The following is an 18,013-nucleotide window of genomic DNA, read 5'->3' on the forward strand; positions in this document are numbered from 1 at the left end:
TGCCCACCCTCCGGTCGGGAGCCCGTCCCGGTCCGCCGTCCGGACCGCCGCGGCTCGCTCGCTCCGCTCGCTCATTGTCGTACTACTTCCGCAGCTCGATGACGGTCTTGCCGATGCGGATCGGCGCGCCCAGCGGAATCGGGGTCGGGGTGGTGAGCCGCGTCCGGTCCAGGTAGGTGCCATTGGTGGAACCGAGGTCCTCGACGATCCAGTTGCCGTCCCGGTCCGGGTAGATCCTGGCATGACGGCTCGATGCGTAGTCGTCGTCGAGGACGATCGTCGAGTCGTGCGCCCGGCCCAGCGTGATGGTCTGGCCCTGCAGCGCCACCGTCGTGCCGGTGAGGGTGCCCTCGGACACCACCAGCTTGGTCGGCGCGCCCCGGCGCTGGCGGCCGCCGGACGGGGCCTGCTGGCCGCGCTGCGGCGGCGGCGCGGCGGCAGCGGCGGCGGCCTGGCGGCCACCGGTCTGCCGGCTACCCGTGTCACTGCCCCGGCGCGAACCGCGCTGGGTGACCCGGGTGCCGAACAGGTCGCTGCGGATGACCTGAACGGCCACGATGACGAACAGCCACAGTACGGCGAGGAAACCCAACCGCATGACCGTGAGGGTCAGCTCTGACATTGCCCCCGCTTCACCCTTCGGCTTGCCGGTAAACGATGGTGGTACTGCCCACGACGATCCGCGAGCCGTCGCGGAGCGTAGCGCGGGTGGTGTGCTGCCCGTCCACCACGATGCCGTTGGTGGACCCGAGATCCTGGATCGTCGAGGGCGTTCCGGTCCGGATCTCACAGTGCCGGCGCGAGACGCCGGGGTCGTCGATCCGCACGTCGGCGTCGGTGCTGCGACCCAGCACCAGCGTCGGGCGGGAGATCTGGTGGCGGGTGCCGTTGATCTCGATCCAGCGCCGCACCTGGGAGCCCGGCATGGGGCCGGGAGCCGTCGGGCGGCGGTCCGCGCCGGGGCGGCCGGGGCCGCCGTTCCCGCCGGGGGGCGGGACGGCGGGCATCGGCGGTGCCGCGGCGGGCGGATAGCCGTAGCCGCCGCGGCCCTGGGCGGGCTGCGGCGGTGCGGCGGGAGCGGGACGGGCCGGGCCGGGAGGCCTGCCGTACTGCTCCTGCTGGTTGTGCAGGTCCTGCTGGTCGGTGCTGGAGGCGAGCGTACGGCTGCGCACCCGGTACAGGCCGGTGTCGAGGTCGTCGGCCTTCTCCAGATGGACCTTGATCGGCCCCATGAACGTGTACCGCTGCTGCTTGGCGTAGTCGCGGACCAGGCCGGACAGTTCGTCGCCCAGCTGGCCCGAGTACGGGCTCAGGCGTTCGAAGTCGGGCGCGCTGAGCTCGACGATGAAGTCGTTGGGGACGACGGTCCGCTCGCGGTTCCAGATCGTCGCGTTGTTGTCGCACTCGCGCTGGAGGGCGCCGGCGATCTCGACGGGCTGGACCTCGGACTTGAAGACCTTCGCGAAGGTGCCGTTGACCAGGCCTTCGAGACGCTGCTCGAAACGCTTCAGGACTCCCATGGGGCACCTCCTCCGTCGATGTCGTCCTGGTACTGCTTACTGATCGTATCCACGCGTCGGGAAATCGGCTGGTTCCCCTTCTGTGACCGGTGGACGAGTGTCACCTCTCACACGGATCGTAGAGGTGGCCTCCTGACAGTGTCCCGCACCCGGGGTGCACCGTGGAGGAGTGGGTGCGGCCCCTCCCCGTTCCCATCGGAGCCCTGTGAGGTTCCTGTGGGTCCCCGAGCCGTCGCTGTACGTCGTCCTTCCTCCCCTCTCCTGCCCGCCAGGGGCAGCGGAAACAACGGATGTGAATCCACCCTGCGCAGCGTGCTAATCTTCTCGACGTCGCCAGGCAAGCGCACCGAAAAGGTGCGAAGGCCTCGGACACCACTCGGGCGAGTGGCGGAACGGCAGACGCGCTGGCTTCAGGTGCCAGTGTCCTTCGGGACGTGGGGGTTCAAATCCCCCCTCGCCCACCGAACGGAAGCCCCGCAGGTCAAACGACCGGCGGGGCTTCCGCGTTCCCGGGTACGGGAATTGACTCGGATACGGGAAACGACGCGGCGACCGAGCGCGTCGGCGGCCGTCCCGATGGCTCGCGATCGGTCCGGATCACTCCGGCTCGCACCCGAGCACTCCCCAGCGCTCCCCCTCGCTCGCTCCCGATCGCCACGGAGACTTTCGTCTCGGCGGGGCGCGACGAAAGAGAGCCGTCCGGCGCCCGGGCCGCTGCCTAGGGTGCGGGCGTGGATGTGTCATCGAAGATCCAGGACGCCCGCCGACGGCTGGCGGGGCCAGAGCCCTGGTCGCGCCGCCGGACCGTCGGCGAGTCGGCCCTCGCCCTCCTGCTGGCCCTGGCCGCCTCCGGTGTGAGCCTGCTGGCCACCGGCGGCCTGGTGGCGCCCGCCCTGGTCGCCGTCGCCGTCCTCGTCCTGACGCCGCTGCGCCGCAGGTTCCCCGCGGGCGTGCTCATCGCCACGGCCACGCTCAGCGGGACCACCGCGGGCGCCACCTTGCTGCTGCTCGTGGTGGCCTGCTCGGCGGGGCGGCGCATCGCCGGGGCGGGACGGGCCCTGGTCGCGTTCTGTGCCGCGTTCGCCGGATATCTGGCCGGTATCGCGCTCACCGAGTCCGGCGAGGGGCCGCTGTTCGTCATCGCCCTGTTCGCGTCGCTCTTCTTCATGGTGATCGCCGTCGTACCGGGCCTCGCCAGCCGCTACTGGTACCAGCGCCGGACCCTGCTGCAGACCATGCAGGAGCGCAACGCGCAGCTGCTGCGCGAGCGCGCGATGGTCGCCGGACAAGCCAGACTGCGCGAACGCCAGCGCATCGCCCAGGACATGCACGACAGCCTCGGCCACCGACTGGCGCTGATCTCCGTGCACACCGGGGCTCTTGAGGTCGACCCGGCGCTGACGGGCCGCCAGCGCGAGGCCGTCGGGGTGCTGCGGGAGGCCTCGGTCGCCGCCATGCACGAACTGCGCGCGGTCGTCGGCATCCTGCGCGACGGCGTCGAGGCGCCGGACCACCACACGGACGAGGCACAGCGCGCCGCCCGCGGCACGGCGGGCGTCGAGGCCCTGGTGGCGGCCGCCCGGGCGGCGGGCACCACGGTGGAGCTGCGCGAGACGGGGGAGCCCCGGCGACTGGCCCCCGCGTCCGACCACGCGGCGTACCGCATCGTCCAGGAGGCGCTGACCAACGCCTACAAGCACGCGCCCGCCGCCCCCATCGGCGTGGAACTGCGCTACGAGCCCGACTCGCTCGTCGTCGAGGTCGTCAATGGGCCGGCGCCCGGGCTCGCCCGGGGCGACGTGGTCAGCGGCGGCCAGGGCCTGACCGGGCTGCACGAACGGGCCCGCCTGGTCGGCGGCATGGTCCACACGGGGCGGACCGACGACGGGGGCTTCCGGGTGGCCGGGGTGCTCCCGTACGGGGCGGCCGAGGCGACGACCTTCGTCGATACGGCCGACGACTTCCGGCAGCAGCCGGGGGCGCTCCCGTACGGCGACAGTGGCCCGGCCGGTGCGACGGGGACCGGCCGGCAGTGGGCCGGCGGGCCTGTCGGCTGGAACGTCGACCTGAACGTCGCGGAGAGGGAGTTGGCCATGAGCAGCAGGAACAGGGCCGGGGGCGTCGCCCTGGGGTGCGGGATCGCCTTCGCGGTGGTGGTGCTGCTCGCGGTGGCCGCGGGTGTCGGGCTGTTCTTCTTCGCCGGGGCCGCGGACGAGGGGATGACCGATCCGGCCGAGTACCAGGACATCAAGGTCGGAAGCTCCGAGCAGGAGGTACGCGACCGGCTGCCCGCCGGAGACACGTTCCTCACGACGGGGCTGCCCGGCAAGGGCCCGGCGGAGCCCGCCGGTTCGAGCTGCCTGGTGCTGAGGTCGTCCAAGTTCGGCGACAGTGTCAGGACCGAGCCCGTTTTCCGGTTCTGCTTCAAGGACGGCAAGCTGATCGAGAAGCAGTCGTACGAGGTCGAGCGCTAGCGCGGTGCGCGGCGGGAGCAGGTCGGCGCGGCGCGAGGACAGGAGCAGGCGTGACGGGTCCAGGCGGTCCACTCGGTCCACTCGGACCAGGGGATCCACGCGGTCCAGGGGGTTTGGGAGGCCCGGGAGTACCGGGGACCCCGGGGACCCCGGGGACCCCGGGCAGTCCGGGGTCGGTGCACGGCCTGCGGATCAAGGTCGTGATCGCGGACGACGAGCCGCTGATCAGGGCGGGCATCAGGATGATCCTCACGTCGGACCCGGCCATCGAGGTCGTGGCCGAGGCGGCGAACGGCCGGGAGGCCATCGAGGCGGCGCGGGCGCATGGCGCCGATGTGGTGCTGCTCGACATCCAGATGCCGGTGATGGATGGCCTGACCGCGCTGGCCGAGCTGCGCAGGAGCACCCCGGCGGCCCGCGTGATCATCCTCACGACGTTCGGCGAGCGGGAGAACGTGCTGCGCGCGCTGGAGCATGGGGGCGCCGGCTTCCTCCTGAAGGACACCGCCCCGGCCGAGCTGATCGCCGCGGTACGGGCGGCGGCGGCCGGGGACGCCTATCTGTCGCCCGGCGCCACCCGGCACGTCGTGGACCAGCTGGCCACGGGGCGCACGGCGGCCCGGGGTGAGGAGGCGCGGCGCCGGGTGGAGGTGCTGTCCGCGCGGGAGCGGGACGTACTGGCGCTGCTCGGCGAGGGCCTGTCCAACGCGGACGCCGGGAAGCGGCTCCATATGAGCGAGGCCACGGTGAAGACGTATGTGAGCCGCATCCTGGCGAAGCTGGAGTGCGAGAACAGGGTGCAGGCGGCGCTGCTGGCGCGGGATGCGGGGTTGTAGGCGGGGTGGGGGGGCGGGACGCGGCCGGGGGCGCGCGGCAGCCGTGGGCGGTAAGCGGCGCGCGGCAGGCGGTGCGGGGGTTGTTTCACGTGAAACACCGGAGCGGGGGCTGGGGCTAAGGGTGGAGCTGGGCGCGGCTTGCCGGTGAGGCGGGTGGTGCGCGCGGCGGCATTGGGGCTCTGATCTGGGAGTTCGCCATTCCCCGAAAGTGGTTGTATGGTACAACATATCGAGTGAGTTGTATAAGCCAACCATTGGAGTTCTGGTGTCCGCCGGTACCGCTCCCAGCCCCCTGCGCCATGTGCTCAGCCATCTCCTCACCCCGTTGCTGATGTGTGTCGGGATGGGCCTCGCGTATCTGGGGGCCTTCCACAACCCGCAGCCGCACGACCTGCGGGTCGACATCGTCGGCTCGGGCCCGAGCGCGCAGGTGCTCGCCCAGACCCTCCAGGACAAGGGCGCGGGCGCGCTCGACGTCCGTACCGTGCCCGATCGCGCGACCGCCGTCGACGGCCTTGAGCGGCAGCACGTGTACGGCGCCTACATCCCCGGCGCCAAGCCCGAACTCCTCGTCGCCTCCGCCTCCTCCGACACGAGTGCCACGGCCGTCGAGAAGGTCTTCACCAAGGTGGCGGCGGCGCAGAACGCGCCCCTCAAGGTGACCGACGTGACGGACCTCGCCAAGGGCGACCCGACCGGCCAGGGCATCTTCTTCCTGCTGGTCGCGCTGAGCATCGGCTCGTACGCCTCCGTCGCGGTGATCGGCGGCGCCGGGGCGGTGCTGCCGCTGCGGATCAGGGCGCTGCTGGCGCTGGGCATGTCCCTCCTGGTCAGCGGCATCGGAGCGGTCTTCGCGGGCCCGATGTTCCACCTCGTCGACACCGGACTCGGCGGCGTCTGGGGCATGGCGTGGCTGTACTCGGCCGGGATCCTGCTGATCGGCGTCGGCCTGCACACCTTCCTCAAGAGGTGGACGACGCTCGGCGTGATGGTGCTGTTCGTGATGCTCAACTTCACCAGCTCGGGCGGCATCTTCCGGCCCGAACTCCAGCCCGGCTTCTTCGGCGCCCTGCACGCCTTCTGGAACGGCGCCGGGTTCATCGAGGGCGCCCGCAGCCACGTGTACTTCGCGGGCAACGGCCTCGGCGGCCACGTGCTGGTCCTGGCGCTCTGGCTGCTGGCGGGCGTCGCGCTGATGGGCATCGCGGCGCTGGCCGAGCGGAGGCGGGGCGCGGACGCGGTGGCTGCGGGGGCGGGAGCCGGTGCGGGGGCTGGAGCTGGGGCTGGAGCTGGTGCGGGTGTGGCAGCTGGTGTGGGTGTGGCCGCCGGGGCCGGGGCCGGTGCGGGTGTCGCAGGCGGAGACGGAGGCCGGGAGGGAGACGAGGAACTCGAGGACGGGGTCGAGGAGGAGCTGGAGGAAGCGGTCGGCGTCTGACCTCGGGCGTTTGGCTGTGGACAACTCCCGGCGGTGGCCTGCCCGATGGCCCCCGCCGGGAGTTATCCACAGGGGGAGACGGCTGTCGGCCGCCGACGGTACCGTCATGGCATTCGAGCTGTTGATGTTGAACGAGCACGGGGGAGGCGGCACGCGATGAGCGATGTCGAGACGGTGGTTCCGGTCCTGCGAGCGGTGCCCGACGTGGGACAGATCCGGATTCCCGAGGTGCCGGGCTTCCGCCACCACCACGGCCGGGGACCCGGCCATACGGCAGGCTCGCCGAAGAGCGACGGCAAGGCGCTGCGCGACCGCGTACCCCGCTCCTCGCACGACTCGCTGGTCCTCTCCACCGACCGACCCGACGCGGTCCGGGCCGTCGAGGAATCCAACCTGGGCCGCGTGGCCGAGCTCACACCGATAAGAGTGGGCCGCATGGCGGCCTCCCCCTTCGCCTTCCTGCGCGGCGCCGCCGGACTGATGGCCCACGACCTCGTCGGTACCCCCGTCACCGGAATCGGCGCCCAGATCTGCGGCGACGCCCACGCGGCGAACTTCGGTCTCTACGGCGACGCGCGCGGCGGACTCGTCATCGACCTGAACGACTTCGACGAGACCGTGCCCGGCCCCTGGGAATGGGACCTCAAGCGCCTCGCCGCCTCCCTGGTCCTGGCCGGCCGGGCCGCGGGCGCCGACGAGGACACCTGCCGGGCCGCGGCCTACGACGCGGTCGGCGCCTACCGGCGCACCATGCGGCTCCTCGCGAAACTGCCGGTGCTGGACGCCTGGAACGCGATAGCCGACGAGGAGCTCGTCTCCCATACCGACGCACGGGACCTGCTCGGCACCCTGGAGCGGGTGTCGGCCAAGGCCCGCAACAACACCAGCGCCCGCTTCGCCGCCAAGGCCACCGAGCAGAGCGCCGACGGACACCGCCACTTCGTCGACGCTGCGCCGGTGCTGCGCCGGGTGCCCGACGCCGAGGCAGCCGCGGTGGCCGCCTCGCTCGGCCCCTACCTGCAAACCCTCTCGGAGGACCGCCTGCCGCTGCTCGCGCGGTACGCGATACACGACGTGGCCTTCCGGGTCGTCGGCACCGGCAGCGTCGGAACACGGTCGTACGTGGTGCTGCTCCTCGATCACCGAGGTGAGCCGCTGGTGCTCCAGGTCAAGGAGGCCCGCGCCTCCGCCCTGCTGCCGCACCTGGCCAAGGCCGGCTTCCACGCCCCGGATGCGGGCCACGAGGGCCGCCGCGTGGTCCTCGGCCAGAAGCGGATGCAGGTCGTCAGCGACATCCTGCTCGGCTGGACCACGGTCGACGAGCGCCCCTACCAGGTACGGCAGTTCCGCAACCGCAAGGGCAGCGTCGACACCGCGGCCCTGGCCGCCGACCAGCTGGACGACTACGGCCGCATGACGGGCGCACTGCTGGCCCGCGCCCACGCCCACAGTGCCGACCCGCGCCTGATAGCCGGGTACTGCGGCAAGAACGAAGAGCTCGACGAGGCCGTGGCCGGCTTCGCGGTCCTCTACGCCGACCGCACGGAGTCCGACCACGCGACGCTGCTCGCCGCGATCAGGGACGGACGGGTGGCGGCAGAGCTGGGGGTGTGAGGCGTGAGGCTGGAGGTGTGAGGCTGGGCGGGTGCGGGTGCGGGTGCGGGTGCGGGTGCGGGTGCGGGTTCGGGTGCCGGTGCGGCGCGCGTCCGGATTCGGGCTCGGTTCGGGCGCGGGCGTGGTGGGGTCGGCTCGGGGTGGGCTGTGGGGGATGTCGCCGGGAGGCGGTGGGGCGGCTGGAGCGGGGAGGGGGTGGGGGAGGGGGAGGGAGGGGCCCCCACCCCCGCGCCCGTACGCTGGAGCAGTGACGGACGAACCTGCCGAAGAGACGACCGCCCGGCCCGAGGACCCCGAGAACGCGGAACGGCCCGAAGCCCGGCTGGACAGGGCTGTGCGGGCGGCCGAGCAGGCGTTGATCGAGTTCGAGATCGCCGTGGAGACCTTCCGCGTGGAGGTGGAGAACTTCTCCCGCCTGCACCACCAGAAGCTCGGCCCGATGTACGCCCGGCTCGACGAGCTCGACGCCCAGATCGCCGAGGCCAAGGCCGCGCTCACCGGCGATCCGGAGGACCTGCGCAAGGCACGTGAGGCGCGAGCCGTGGTGCAGCCGATGCCCGGGGTCGACGAGCTGTTCCACGACTGGATGGACTCGGACGGGATGTCCCCCGAGGCGGCCTCGATGCTCACCGACCAGCCCGTACGGCCGCCGAAGCGGGTTCGCCCCAGCGAGGAGGCGCGCAGGCTCTACCGCGAGCTGGCTCGCAAGGCGCACCCCGATCTCGCGCAGGAGGAACCGGAACGGGCCCGCCGGGAGGAATTCATCACCAGGGTCAACGCCGCCTACGGCCGCGGTGACGAGGAGCTGCTGCGGGAGCTCGCCGAGGAGTGGGCGGCGGGGCCGGTGCCGGAGGAGGCGCGGCCCAGCGAGAGCGAGGAGCTCTACACCCGGCTGGAGTGGCTGGCCCAGCGCAAGGAGCTGCTGGCCGTGCTGGCCAGGGAGCTGGAGGAGAGCGCGATCGGCTCGATGCTGCGGATGGCGCCCGATGACCCGGACCGGCTTCTGGAGGAGATCGCCGAGCAGCTGCTGGCCGAGGTGGCCGGGCGTGAGGCTGTTCTGGCCGAGCTGGTGCAGTAGCGTTCCCAGTGACCAGGCCATACGGCTGATACCGCTGAGTGGCCGAGACAACCGTTGCGGCCGGTGCGGCCCCTGTGACCGACACGGCCGACACGGCTGACACGGCCGATGTGTACGAGAGAAGGCATGACCCATGAATTTCGCCCAGCTGCCGTCCGTGGATGTCGCTGCCGTGCCGGCCGACGCCCTGGTGCTGGACGTCCGTGAGGACGACGAGTGGGCGGCCGGGCATGTCGAGGGCGCGCTGCACGTGCCGATGAGCGACTTCGTGGCGCGCTTCGGGGATGTGACGCAGGCCGTCGAGGACGGCCGCCGGGCGTATGTGATGTGCCGGGTCGGCGGCCGGTCCGCGCAGGTCACGCAGTATTTGGTGCAGCAGGGTATCGACGCTGTGAACGTCGACGGCGGTATGCAGGCGTGGGACGCCGCCGGGCGCCCGATGGTCACCGACAACGACAGTCCGGCCCGCGTCCTCTGACGTCCGTGGGCCTGCCCCGCTGACTGCCGGCTGAGTCGCTCGCGTACGGAGCGAGTCGTGCTGTGCCCGGCTATCCGAGCGGGTGCGCGGCCAGCAGGTCGCCGAGGGTTTCCTCGTGGGCCGCGGCTGGGCCGAGCGACAGTTCCAGTTGCTTGGCCCAGGCGTGGTAGCGGTGGAGGGGATAGTCGGTGTCGGCGCCGAAGCCGCCGTGCAGGTGCTGGGCGGTCTGCACGACTCTGCGTACTCCGTCGGAGGCCCAGATCTTCGCCACCGCCACATCACCGGTGACGGGCAGTGCTCCCCCGGCGCCGGTGCTGATGCGCCACGCGGCCTGCCACAGCGTGGCCTCCATCGCGCGCAGGTCGATGTAGCGGTCGGCCGCCTGGACGGCGACGGCCTGGAAGGTGGCGACGGGGAACCCGAACTGTTCGCGTTTCCCGGTGTATTGGCTGGTCATCGCGAGTACGCGTTCGCCGAGGCCGAGCGCGAGCGCGCAGGTGCCGGTGGTGAGCAGATCGCGCAGCCACTCCCAGGCCCCTTCGGCCGTGATGACTGCGCGCGCTTCGATATGTACGGAGTCGAGGTGGACCTCGGCGTAGCGCTCGCCGCTGGTGGAGATCTGTTCGGCGAGTGTGATCCCTGCGTGGGTGCGGGGGACCAGCGCGAGTACGGCGCGGCCCTCGCCGGTGTGCGCGGGCACGGCGATACGGTCCGCGTTCTGCGCCCAGGGCACTCCGGTCTGCACCCCGTCGAGCACCCAGCCGCCGCCGCTGTCGCTCCCGCCGCCCCCGTCGCTCCCGGCGCTCTCCTGTCGTGCCGTGACCGCGAGTTCGGCGGGGTCGTGGCCCGTGCGGCCGTTGGCCCCGACGGTGAACACCAACTCGCCCCGGCCTGCCGCGGGAAGCAGGTCGTGGGCCAACTCGGGGTTCCCGTACCGCTGTAGGGCCATCGCCACCGCACTGCTCTCCAGCAGCGGCACCCGGGCCAGCACCTTCGCGGCCTCGCGCAGCACCAGGCAGAGGGCGATCGGGTCGAGGCCCGCCCCGCCGTGCTGTGGGTCGATCACCAGGCTCAGCAGGTCCGACTCGGCTAGCTTGGCCCACAGGGGGCGGTCGAACTCCTCGGCCACCGCGCCCCGAGTCAGCGCGGGGCTCGGTACCGCGTCGGGCGCGACTCCCGAGAAGACCGCCTTCGCTGCCTCGACGGCGGCCTGCTGCTCCTCGGTGAAGGTGAAGTCCACAGCCCTGTCCTCCGCATGTGCGCGCACCGGATCTGACGGACCGTCAAGATAGAACAGGTTCCAGCGGATGGGAATGGTTGGTGACTCCTGCATCACACAGCCTCACCGATCGAAGTCCAGCTCCACTTCCTTCGTCGCCGGGTGGGACTGGCAGGCCAGCACGTACCCCGCCTCGGTCTCGTCCTCCTCCAGGGCGAAGTTGCGGTCCATTCGCACCTCGCCCGAGACCAGGAACGCGCGGCAGGTGCCGCACACCCCGCCCTTGCAGGCGTACGGGGCGTCCGAGCGGGCTCGTAGCACCGTGTCCAGGAGCTTCTCGCCGTCCTGCACCGGCCAGGTGCCGGAGCGGCCGTGGAGCGTCGCGGTCAGCGTGGCGTGCGCCGGGGCGGAGGCCGCCGCGGTGCTCTTCACGGGGGCCTCGTCGACGTGGAAGATCTCCTCGTGGATGCGGCCGCGTGCGACGCCGAGTTCGCGCAGGGCCCGCTCGGCGCCCTGCACCAGGCCGAACGGTCCGCACAGGTACCAGCCGTCGACCTCTTCCATCGGAAGCAGCGCGGGCAGCAGGGTCGTCAGCCGTTCCTGGTCGAGCCGTCCGGAGGGCAGTCCGGACTGCTGCTCTTCCCGGGAGAGCGCGTTGACCAGCTGGAACCGGTCGGGGAAGCGGTCCTTCAGGTCGGCCGTCTCCTCCAGGAACATGGTGGAGGACACCGTGCGGTCGCTGCGTATGAGGCAGAAGCGGGCTTCGGGTTCCCGTTCCAGCAGGGTCGTGGCGATCGACAGCACCGGGGTGATGCCGCTGCCGCCGACGATGGCCACGAAGTATCCAGGGCGGGGCTCCAGGATGAAGCGTCCCATCGGCTCCATGACGTCGACGACGTCGCCGACGGTGAGTTCCTTGAAGGCGTACGTGGAGAACTCACCGCCTTCGACGAGGCGGATGCCGACGCGCAGGACGGGTGTGCCCGGCTGTTCGACGGCGGGTGCGCAGATCGAGTAGGTGCGGCGGATCTCCTGGCCCTGCACCATGCGGCGCAGCGCGAGGTGCTGGCCGGGGCGGTGGCGGTAGGCCTCGCGCAGGTCCGGCGGCACGTCGAAGGTGACGGTCACCGAGTCGTCCGTGAGCCGTTCGACCTCGCTCACCCGGAGTGGATGGAACATCTACAACTCCTTGAAGTGATCGAATGGTTCGCGGCAGGCAACGCAGCGGCGCAGTGCCTTGCAGGCCGTGGAAGAGAACCGGCTCAGCAGCTCCGTGTCGGTGGAGCCGCAGTGGGGGCAGCGCACGGAGAGGGTGAGGGCGACGGGTCCCTCGGCGGTGTGGGGCCGGGGCGGCGCTATCCCGAACTCCGCCAGTTTGCGGCGGCCTTCGGCGCTGATGTCGTCCGTCGACCAGGCGGGGGAGAGCACGCGGACGACCGAGACGTCGGGGACGCCGTTCTCGTGCAGCACCTGTTCGATGTCGGCGGTCATCGCTTCTATGGCGGGGCAGCCGGTGTAGGTGGGGGTCAGGCGGACGGTGACCTTGCCGGGGCTCTCCAGGTGGACTCCGCGCATGACGCCGAGCTCCTCCAGGGTGAGCACGGGCAGCTCGGGGTCGGGGACCGATCCGGCGAGCCGGGCCAGTTCCTGTTCCAGCGGCGTCATGTCGGCCGTGGCGGTCGTGCCGGTCGTCGCGGCCGCCTCCGTACCTGCACCTGCATCCGTCCGCGTACCCGTACCCGTACCCGTGCCCGCGTCCGTCCTCGTCCCCGTACCCGTCCCGGTCACCATGTCGCCCCCGGGTGGCTGCGGTGCAGGTGCTGCATCTCGGCGAGCATCCGTCCGAACGGTTCGGTGTGCAGGCCCTGGCGGCCGGCTCCGGCGGCCCAGGCGCCGGTCCTGGGGCCTTCGGGGACGGTGAGGGTGGCCTGCCGCAGCACCGAGGTGACGGAGGCCAGCCAGGTGCGCTCGGTCTCCTGCCAGTCGATGTCGACGCCGTCGACGGGCTGGAACATCTCTCCGGTGAACCGCCACAGCGCCTCGCACGCGCGCTGCATCCGCCGGTGGCTCTCGTCGGTGCCGTCGCCCAGGCGCAAGGTCCACTGTTCGGCGTGGTCCTGGTGGTAGGCGACTTCCTTGACGGCCTTGGCGGCGAGCCCGGCGAGTTCGCTGTCGCCTGCCGCAAGCTGTCCGTAGAGCAGCTTCTGGTAGGTCGAGAAGTAGAGCTGGCGGGCGATGGTGTGGGCGAAGTCGCCGTTGGGCTGCTCGACCAGCTGGAGGTTGCGGAAGGCCCGCTCCTCGCGCAGGTAGGCCAGCTCGTCCTCGTCGCCCGCGAGGGACAGCAGGACGCGGGCCTGGCCGAGCAGGTCGAGGGCGATGTTCGCGAGGGCCACTTCCTCTTCGAGGACGGGGGCGTGTCCGGCCCACTCCCCCAGGCGGTGCGAGAGCACCAGCGCGTCGTCGCCGAGGACCAGCGCGGCGGGGGCCTTCACGGTGTCCGTGGTCTTCTGCGGGGTCGGGGCCCTCACAGGTGCTTCACCCCTTCCGGGATCTCGTAGAAGGTCGGGTGGCGGTAGGGCTTGTCGCCGGCCGGTTCGAAGAAGGAGTCCTTCTCGTCCGGGGAGGAGGCGGTGACGGCGGTGGAGGGCACCACCCAGATGGAGACGCCTTCGGAGCGCCGGGTGTAGAGGTCGCGCGCGTTGCGCAGCGCCATCTGGGCGTCCGGGGCGTGCAGGCTTCCGGCGTGGGTGTGGGACAGTCCGCGGCGCGAGCGCACGAACACCTCCCACAGCGGCCAGTCGTGTGTGGTCATGCCGTCGCCTCCCCGTTCTTGTGCTGCTTGGCCGCGTACGCGGCTGCCGCGTCGCGGACCCAGGCGCCTTCTTCGTGGGCGCGGCGCCGCTGGGTGAGCCTTTGTTCGTTGCAGGGCCCGTTGCCCTTGAGGACGTCCCAGAACTCGGTCCAGTCGATCGTCCCGAAGTCGTGGTGTCCCCGCTCCTCGTTCCACCGCAGGTCGGGGTCGGGGAGGGTGAGGCCGAGCGCCTCGGCCTGGGGCACGCATATGTCGACGAAACGCTGGCGCAGCTCGTCGTTCGAGTGCCGCTTGATCTTCCAGGCCATGGACTGCGCCGAATGGGACGACTCGTCGTCGGGAGGGCCGAACATCATCAGCGAGGGCCACCACCAGCGATCCACCGCGTCCTGCGCCATCGCGTGCTGCTCGGGGGTGCCCTGGGAGAGGGCGAGGAGCAGCTCGTAGCCCTGGCGCTGGTGGAAGGACTCCTCCTTGCAGACGCGGACCATCGCCCGTGCGTACGGCCCGTACGAGCAGCGGCAGAGGGGGACCTGGTTGGTGATGGCGGCGCCGTCCACGAGCCAGCCGATGGCGCCGACGTCCGCCCAGGTCAGGGTGGGGTAGTTGAAGATCGACGAGTACTTCTGGCGGCCCGAGTGGAGCTTGTCGAGCAGCTCGTCGCGGCTCACGCCGAGGGTCTCCGCCGCGCTGTAGAGATACAGCCCGTGGCCCGCCTCGTCCTGCACCTTCGCCATGAGGATCGCCTTGCGGCGCAGTGAGGGCGCGCGGGTGATCCAGTTGGACTCGGGCTGCATTCCGATGATCTCGGAGTGGGCGTGCTGCGCTATCTGGCGGACCAGCGAGGCCCGGTAGGCCTCGGGCATCCAGTCGCGCGGCTCGATGCGCTCGTCGGCGGCCACGGCGGCGTCGAACGCCGCCGCGTACATCGACGCGTCCTTCTCGTCCGCCGCTGGTGAGCCGTGCTTGTTGGTGCCGGTCTCCGCGGTCACTGCCGTCATCCGAGCCCCCTGCCGAGCTGTCGATTCCGGGCCGTCCGCCGGGCTACCCACTCCCGACCGATCGTTCGGTTCATTGACTTCAATGGTGAGTCGACGGCCCGTAGGGTGTCAACCCTGTGGATAACCCAGTGGAGCCAACCGGGATCGGGGCGGGATGGATTCGTACGACGAGAAGGACGTGCCGGGCGGGGAGGAGCAGGCCGGGCGGCCCGGGCCCGACGCCGCCGACGGCGGCCGGCAGGCCGCCCCTGGCGCTGCCGCACCCGCTGCGAGCAGCGAAGACGTAACCCGCGTGACTCCGCCCGGTGCGTCGGACGCGCCCGCCTCCGCGTCTCGTACCTCGGACGCCCTCGCGTCCGGCACCTCGAACACGCCCGTATCCGGCACCTCGAACACGCCCACCCCCGGGCCCGGCGCGCCCGCTCCAGCCTCGGCCGATCTCGCGGCCGCCGCAGGCTCCACGGGCTCCACGGGCTCCACAGCCCCCGAGCACCCCGCTCCCGGCGTTCTAGGGGCCCCTGGCGCCCAGGGCGGCCAGGACGTCCCCGGCGGCCAGGACGTCCCCAGCGGCCAGGACGCCTCCGGCGTCCCCGGGCGCGGTATCGCCGGGCTTTCGCTCCCGTACCAGGTGGCCGCCGCGCTCGCGCTGGCCGTCGTCGCCGTCGTGGCGGTCGTCCACATCGCCATGGTGTTCCTGCACGTAGCGCCGTCCAACACGGTCACCAAGCAGCACGGCAAAGTCGTCGACGACTGGATCTATCCCGAGTTCGAACAGAACTGGAAGCTCTTCGCCCCCAACCCCCTCCAGCAGAACATCGCGGTCCAGGTCCGTGCCGAGATCCGCATGCCGGACGGGAACCGCAAGACGACCGGCTGGATCGACCTGTCGGCCGGGGACGGCTCCGGCATCCGCGGCAACCCGCTGCCGAGCCACAGCCAGCAGAACGAGCTGCGCCGGGGCTGGGAGTTCTTCATCAACTCCCACACCGACGACAACAAGCCCAACGGCCTGCGCGGCGAGCTCTCCGACCGCTACATCCACCGGATCGTGATGCTCCGCCTCGGCGCGCGGCGTGACGGCGGGACCGTCGAGCGTGTACAGGTCAGGTCCGTGACCACGTCCGTGAAGGCTCCGCCGTGGAGCGACGAGAAGATCGACACCCGGCCGTACTACCGGGTCGTCCCCTGGTGGACCGTGACCCCCGCCGACCTCCCCGGCGGCGCCGGTTCCGCTGACGCACGGACGGAGGCCGCCCGATGAGCGAGTCCATGAGCGAGTCGATGAGCGTGTCCATGAGGGAAGCGGTGAGCGGGCCCGTGAGGGGCGCGACCCATGGGGCGACCGGCGACCAGTCACACACGCCGCGTACGTCCCCCGAGGCTCAGGGCTGGCATGCGTCCCGTGAGCACCAAGCACCCCAGATGCCTCCCACAGCACCCCAGACGCCTCCCACGGCTCCCAAACCTCACACCACCCCCACGCCGCACCCCTCCCAGCTGTCCGCGGCCCCCCAGGAGTCCAAGCCCGCCCAGGCCCTGCGCCGGGTTACGGGCGCCGCGCTCGGGCCGTACCAGAGCGCCGTCGTACGCATCGGGTTCTCCGCGACCTGGCTGCTCTTCCTACTGCGCGAGCTGCCGCACCGCCGTGAGCTGTACGGCCCCGACGGCCCGTGGAGCTGGGACATGGCCCAGCGGCTCGTCTCCGGCAACCACGCCTTCACGGCGCTGCTGTGGACGGACAGCACGCTCTGGTTCGAGGTCGTGTACGCCGTCGCCGTGCTCTCCAGCGCGCTGCTGATGCTCGGCTGGCGGACCCGCACCATGTCCGTGCTGTTCATGGTGGGTGTTCTGTCGCTGCAGAATCGGTCCGTCTTCATGGGGGACGGCGGTGACAACGTCATCCACCTCATGGCGATCTACCTGGTGCTCACCCGCTGCGGCCAGGTCTGGTCGCTGGACGCGCGGCGCCGCCAGCGGACCGCCGCCCGCGCCGTCGAGTCCGGCGAGCCGGCGGTGGACCGGGTGGGGCCCGTGCTGTGGGCCGTCCTCGGGCTGGCTCTCGTCGCCGTCACGCTGCTCGGTGACGCGAGCGGGGGCTGGCTGCTGATCTTCTGGGGTCTGTGGGCGGTACAGGCACTGTGGTGGGCGGCCGGGCGTTACGCGCAGGGAGAGCCGCGCGCCCTGCTCGACATCGTGGCCAACCTCGCGCACAACGCCACCATGGTCGTGATCATGGCTGAGGTCTGTCTGATCTACGCGACCGCCGGCTGGTACAAGATCCAGGGTTCGCGCTGGCAGGACGGCACCGCGCTCTACTACCCGCTGCACCTGGACTACTTCTCGCCCTGGCCCGCCCTGTCGGACATCCTCGGCGGCAGCGGCCTGATCGTCATGCTGCTCACTTACGGAACGGTCGCCGTCCAGGTCGCGTTCCCGTTCACGCTCTTCAATCGGCGGGTCAAGAACGTCCTGCTGGTGGCGATGATGATGGAGCACGCGGGCATCGCCCTGCTGCTCGGGCTGCCGTTCTTCTCGCTCGCGATGATCGCGGCGGACGCGGTGTTCCTGCCGACCGGGTTTCTGCGGTGGCTGGGCGGCCGTCTCGGGCGGCTGCGCGAGCGGGTCGCGGTACGGGTGGCACCGCAGCGGCGTACGGACGAGGAGCAGCGGCCCCGTACGCTCGTGGCGTGAGCAGCGAGACCAGTCCCAGCCCTTACCCGTCGCCTTCCGTTTCCTCTTCCGCTTCCCCTTCCGCCGAGGTCCCGGGTCTTTCCCTCTCCGCCGAGGCCCCGGCCGAGGGGCCGCAGGGGTCGCCGGGGTCGCAGGGGCAGCAGGAGCCGCTTCAGTACGACGACGGCTTCGCGCCCGAGGTCGGCGTCGGGCCGCACCCGCTGCCCTGGCCGCAGGGGGAGCGGTACGACCCGGAGCTGCTCGCGCACGGCGACCGGCGCAATGTCGTCGACGCCTACCGCTACTGGACGCGCGAGGCGATCGTCGCGGACCTGGACACCCGCCGCCACGACTTCCATGTGGCGGTGGAGAACTGGGGCCACGACTTCAACATCGGCTCCGTCGTACGGACCGCCAACGCCTTCCTGGCGAAGGAGATCCACATCGTGGGGCGGCGGCGCTGGAACCGGCGCGGCGCGATGGTCACCGACCGCTACCAGCACGTACGCCACCACCCGGACACCGAGTCGCTGACGGCGTGGGCGGCCGCGGAGGGCCTGCCGATCATCGGGATCGACAATCTGCCCGGCGCCGTTCCGCTGGAGCGGACCGTGCTGCCCCGGCGGTGTGTGCTGCTGTTCGGGCAGGAGGGGCCGGGGCTCACCGAGCAGGCGCGCGAGCACGCTTCGGCGGTGTGCTCGATCGCCCAGTTCGGCTCGACCCGGTCGATCAACGCGGGCGCGGCGGCCGCGATCGCGATGCACGCCTGGGTGCAGCGCTACGCCGCGATCCCGGACCCGGCGTTCTGAGGCGTCAGGCCTGAGGCGTAAAGCCCGAGAGCCGAGCGCTGACGCCCGAGGCCCCAGGCCCGAGTCC

The 18,013-nt window shown here is 71.6% G+C and carries 17 protein-coding genes and 1 tRNA gene; 10 read left to right on the forward strand and 8 right to left on the reverse strand.

What is annotated here, in order from left to right; all coding sequences use genetic code 11:
* Nucleotides 1-82 precede the first annotated feature (82 nt).
* Nucleotides 83-622, reverse strand: a complete 540-nt coding sequence (locus AB0G17_RS05640; protein WP_361375934.1) for an FHA domain-containing protein — start codon at nucleotides 620-622, stop codon at nucleotides 83-85.
* 10 nt (nucleotides 623-632) lie between these two features.
* Nucleotides 633-1,520, reverse strand: coding sequence for a DUF3662 and FHA domain-containing protein (locus AB0G17_RS05645; protein ID WP_361375937.1), 888 nt, complete (start codon nucleotides 1,518-1,520; stop codon nucleotides 633-635).
* A gap of 378 nt (nucleotides 1,521-1,898) precedes the next feature.
* On the opposite strand from AB0G17_RS05645, the gene AB0G17_RS05650 reads away from it, so the two are divergent.
* The 7 genes from AB0G17_RS05650 (at nucleotide 1,899) to AB0G17_RS05680 (ending at nucleotide 9,435) form a co-directional block, all read left to right on the forward strand.
* Nucleotides 1,899-1,981: transfer RNA gene (locus AB0G17_RS05650), tRNA-Leu, on the forward strand.
* 276 nt (nucleotides 1,982-2,257) lie between these two features.
* Nucleotides 2,258-3,994, forward strand: coding sequence for a histidine kinase (locus tag AB0G17_RS05655; RefSeq protein WP_361376297.1), 1,737 nt, complete (start codon nucleotides 2,258-2,260; stop codon nucleotides 3,992-3,994).
* A 176-nt stretch (nucleotides 3,995-4,170) separates the two neighbouring features.
* Nucleotides 4,171-4,830, forward strand: coding sequence for a response regulator transcription factor (locus AB0G17_RS05660; protein WP_361375940.1), 660 nt, complete (start codon nucleotides 4,171-4,173; stop codon nucleotides 4,828-4,830).
* Nucleotides 4,831-5,161: 331 nt separating this feature from the next.
* Nucleotides 5,162-6,265, forward strand: coding sequence for a hypothetical protein (locus tag AB0G17_RS05665; protein WP_361376300.1), 1,104 nt, complete (start codon nucleotides 5,162-5,164; stop codon nucleotides 6,263-6,265).
* A gap of 156 nt (nucleotides 6,266-6,421) precedes the next feature.
* Complete coding sequence (locus AB0G17_RS05670; RefSeq protein ID WP_361375943.1) at nucleotides 6,422-7,879, forward strand: DUF2252 domain-containing protein; 1,458 nt, start codon at nucleotides 6,422-6,424, stop codon at nucleotides 7,877-7,879.
* A gap of 247 nt (nucleotides 7,880-8,126) precedes the next feature.
* Nucleotides 8,127-8,957, forward strand: coding sequence for a hypothetical protein (locus AB0G17_RS05675; RefSeq protein ID WP_361375946.1), 831 nt, complete (start codon nucleotides 8,127-8,129; stop codon nucleotides 8,955-8,957).
* A 133-nt stretch (nucleotides 8,958-9,090) separates the two neighbouring features.
* Nucleotides 9,091-9,435, forward strand: a complete 345-nt coding sequence (locus AB0G17_RS05680; RefSeq protein ID WP_361375949.1) for a rhodanese-like domain-containing protein — start codon at nucleotides 9,091-9,093, stop codon at nucleotides 9,433-9,435.
* Between the two features lie 70 nt (nucleotides 9,436-9,505).
* Here the strand turns inward: AB0G17_RS05680 and AB0G17_RS05685 are convergent, their stop codons facing one another.
* The 6 genes from AB0G17_RS05685 to paaA all read right to left on the reverse strand — a co-directional run bounded on the left by AB0G17_RS05685 (nucleotide 9,506) and on the right by paaA (nucleotide 14,395).
* Entirely contained in the window at nucleotides 9,506-10,675 is a 1,170-nt protein-coding gene (locus tag AB0G17_RS05685; RefSeq protein ID WP_361375952.1) for an acyl-CoA dehydrogenase family protein, read from the reverse strand.
* Between the two features lie 102 nt (nucleotides 10,676-10,777).
* The gene (locus tag AB0G17_RS05690) at nucleotides 10,778-11,833 is read right to left on the reverse strand and encodes a 2Fe-2S iron-sulfur cluster-binding protein (RefSeq protein WP_361375955.1); all 1,056 of its coding nucleotides are present in this window, start codon (nucleotides 11,831-11,833) and stop codon (nucleotides 10,778-10,780) included.
* On the reverse strand, nucleotides 11,834-12,319 hold the full coding sequence (gene paaD, locus AB0G17_RS05695) for a 1,2-phenylacetyl-CoA epoxidase subunit PaaD (protein WP_361376303.1): 486 nt from the start codon (nucleotides 12,317-12,319) through the stop codon (nucleotides 11,834-11,836). It abuts the gene before it with no gap.
* Between the two features lie 119 nt (nucleotides 12,320-12,438).
* A complete protein-coding gene (paaC, locus tag AB0G17_RS05700) occupies nucleotides 12,439-13,182 on the reverse strand; it encodes a 1,2-phenylacetyl-CoA epoxidase subunit PaaC (RefSeq protein WP_361375958.1) in 744 nt (247 codons plus the stop codon).
* Nucleotides 13,179-13,466: a 1,2-phenylacetyl-CoA epoxidase subunit PaaB gene (paaB, locus tag AB0G17_RS05705; RefSeq protein WP_361375961.1), complete on the reverse strand. Its 288-nt coding sequence runs from the start codon at nucleotides 13,464-13,466 to the stop codon at nucleotides 13,179-13,181. The genes paaC and paaB overlap by 4 nt, the downstream gene beginning before the upstream one ends.
* Entirely contained in the window at nucleotides 13,463-14,395 is a 933-nt protein-coding gene (paaA, locus tag AB0G17_RS05710) for a 1,2-phenylacetyl-CoA epoxidase subunit PaaA (RefSeq protein ID WP_361376306.1), read from the reverse strand. The genes paaB and paaA overlap by 4 nt, the downstream gene beginning before the upstream one ends.
* A gap of 226 nt (nucleotides 14,396-14,621) precedes the next feature.
* On the opposite strand from paaA, the gene AB0G17_RS05715 reads away from it, so the two are divergent.
* The 3 genes from AB0G17_RS05715 to AB0G17_RS05725 all read left to right on the forward strand — a co-directional run bounded on the left by AB0G17_RS05715 (nucleotide 14,622) and on the right by AB0G17_RS05725 (nucleotide 17,946).
* A complete protein-coding gene (locus AB0G17_RS05715; protein ID WP_361375964.1) occupies nucleotides 14,622-15,728 on the forward strand; it encodes a DUF5819 family protein in 1,107 nt (368 codons plus the stop codon).
* Nucleotides 15,729-15,889: 161 nt separating this feature from the next.
* The gene (locus AB0G17_RS05720) at nucleotides 15,890-17,158 is read left to right on the forward strand and encodes an HTTM domain-containing protein (RefSeq protein ID WP_361375967.1); all 1,269 of its coding nucleotides are present in this window, start codon (nucleotides 15,890-15,892) and stop codon (nucleotides 17,156-17,158) included.
* Nucleotides 17,155-17,946, forward strand: a complete 792-nt coding sequence (locus AB0G17_RS05725; RefSeq protein ID WP_361375970.1) for a TrmH family RNA methyltransferase — start codon at nucleotides 17,155-17,157, stop codon at nucleotides 17,944-17,946. Before AB0G17_RS05720 ends, AB0G17_RS05725 begins: the two co-directional genes overlap by 4 nt.
* Nucleotides 17,947-18,013 lie beyond the last annotated feature (67 nt).

It is taken from the genome of Streptomyces sp. NPDC023838, from assembly GCF_040639555.1.
Lineage (GTDB): Bacteria > Actinomycetota > Actinomycetes > Streptomycetales > Streptomycetaceae > Streptomyces.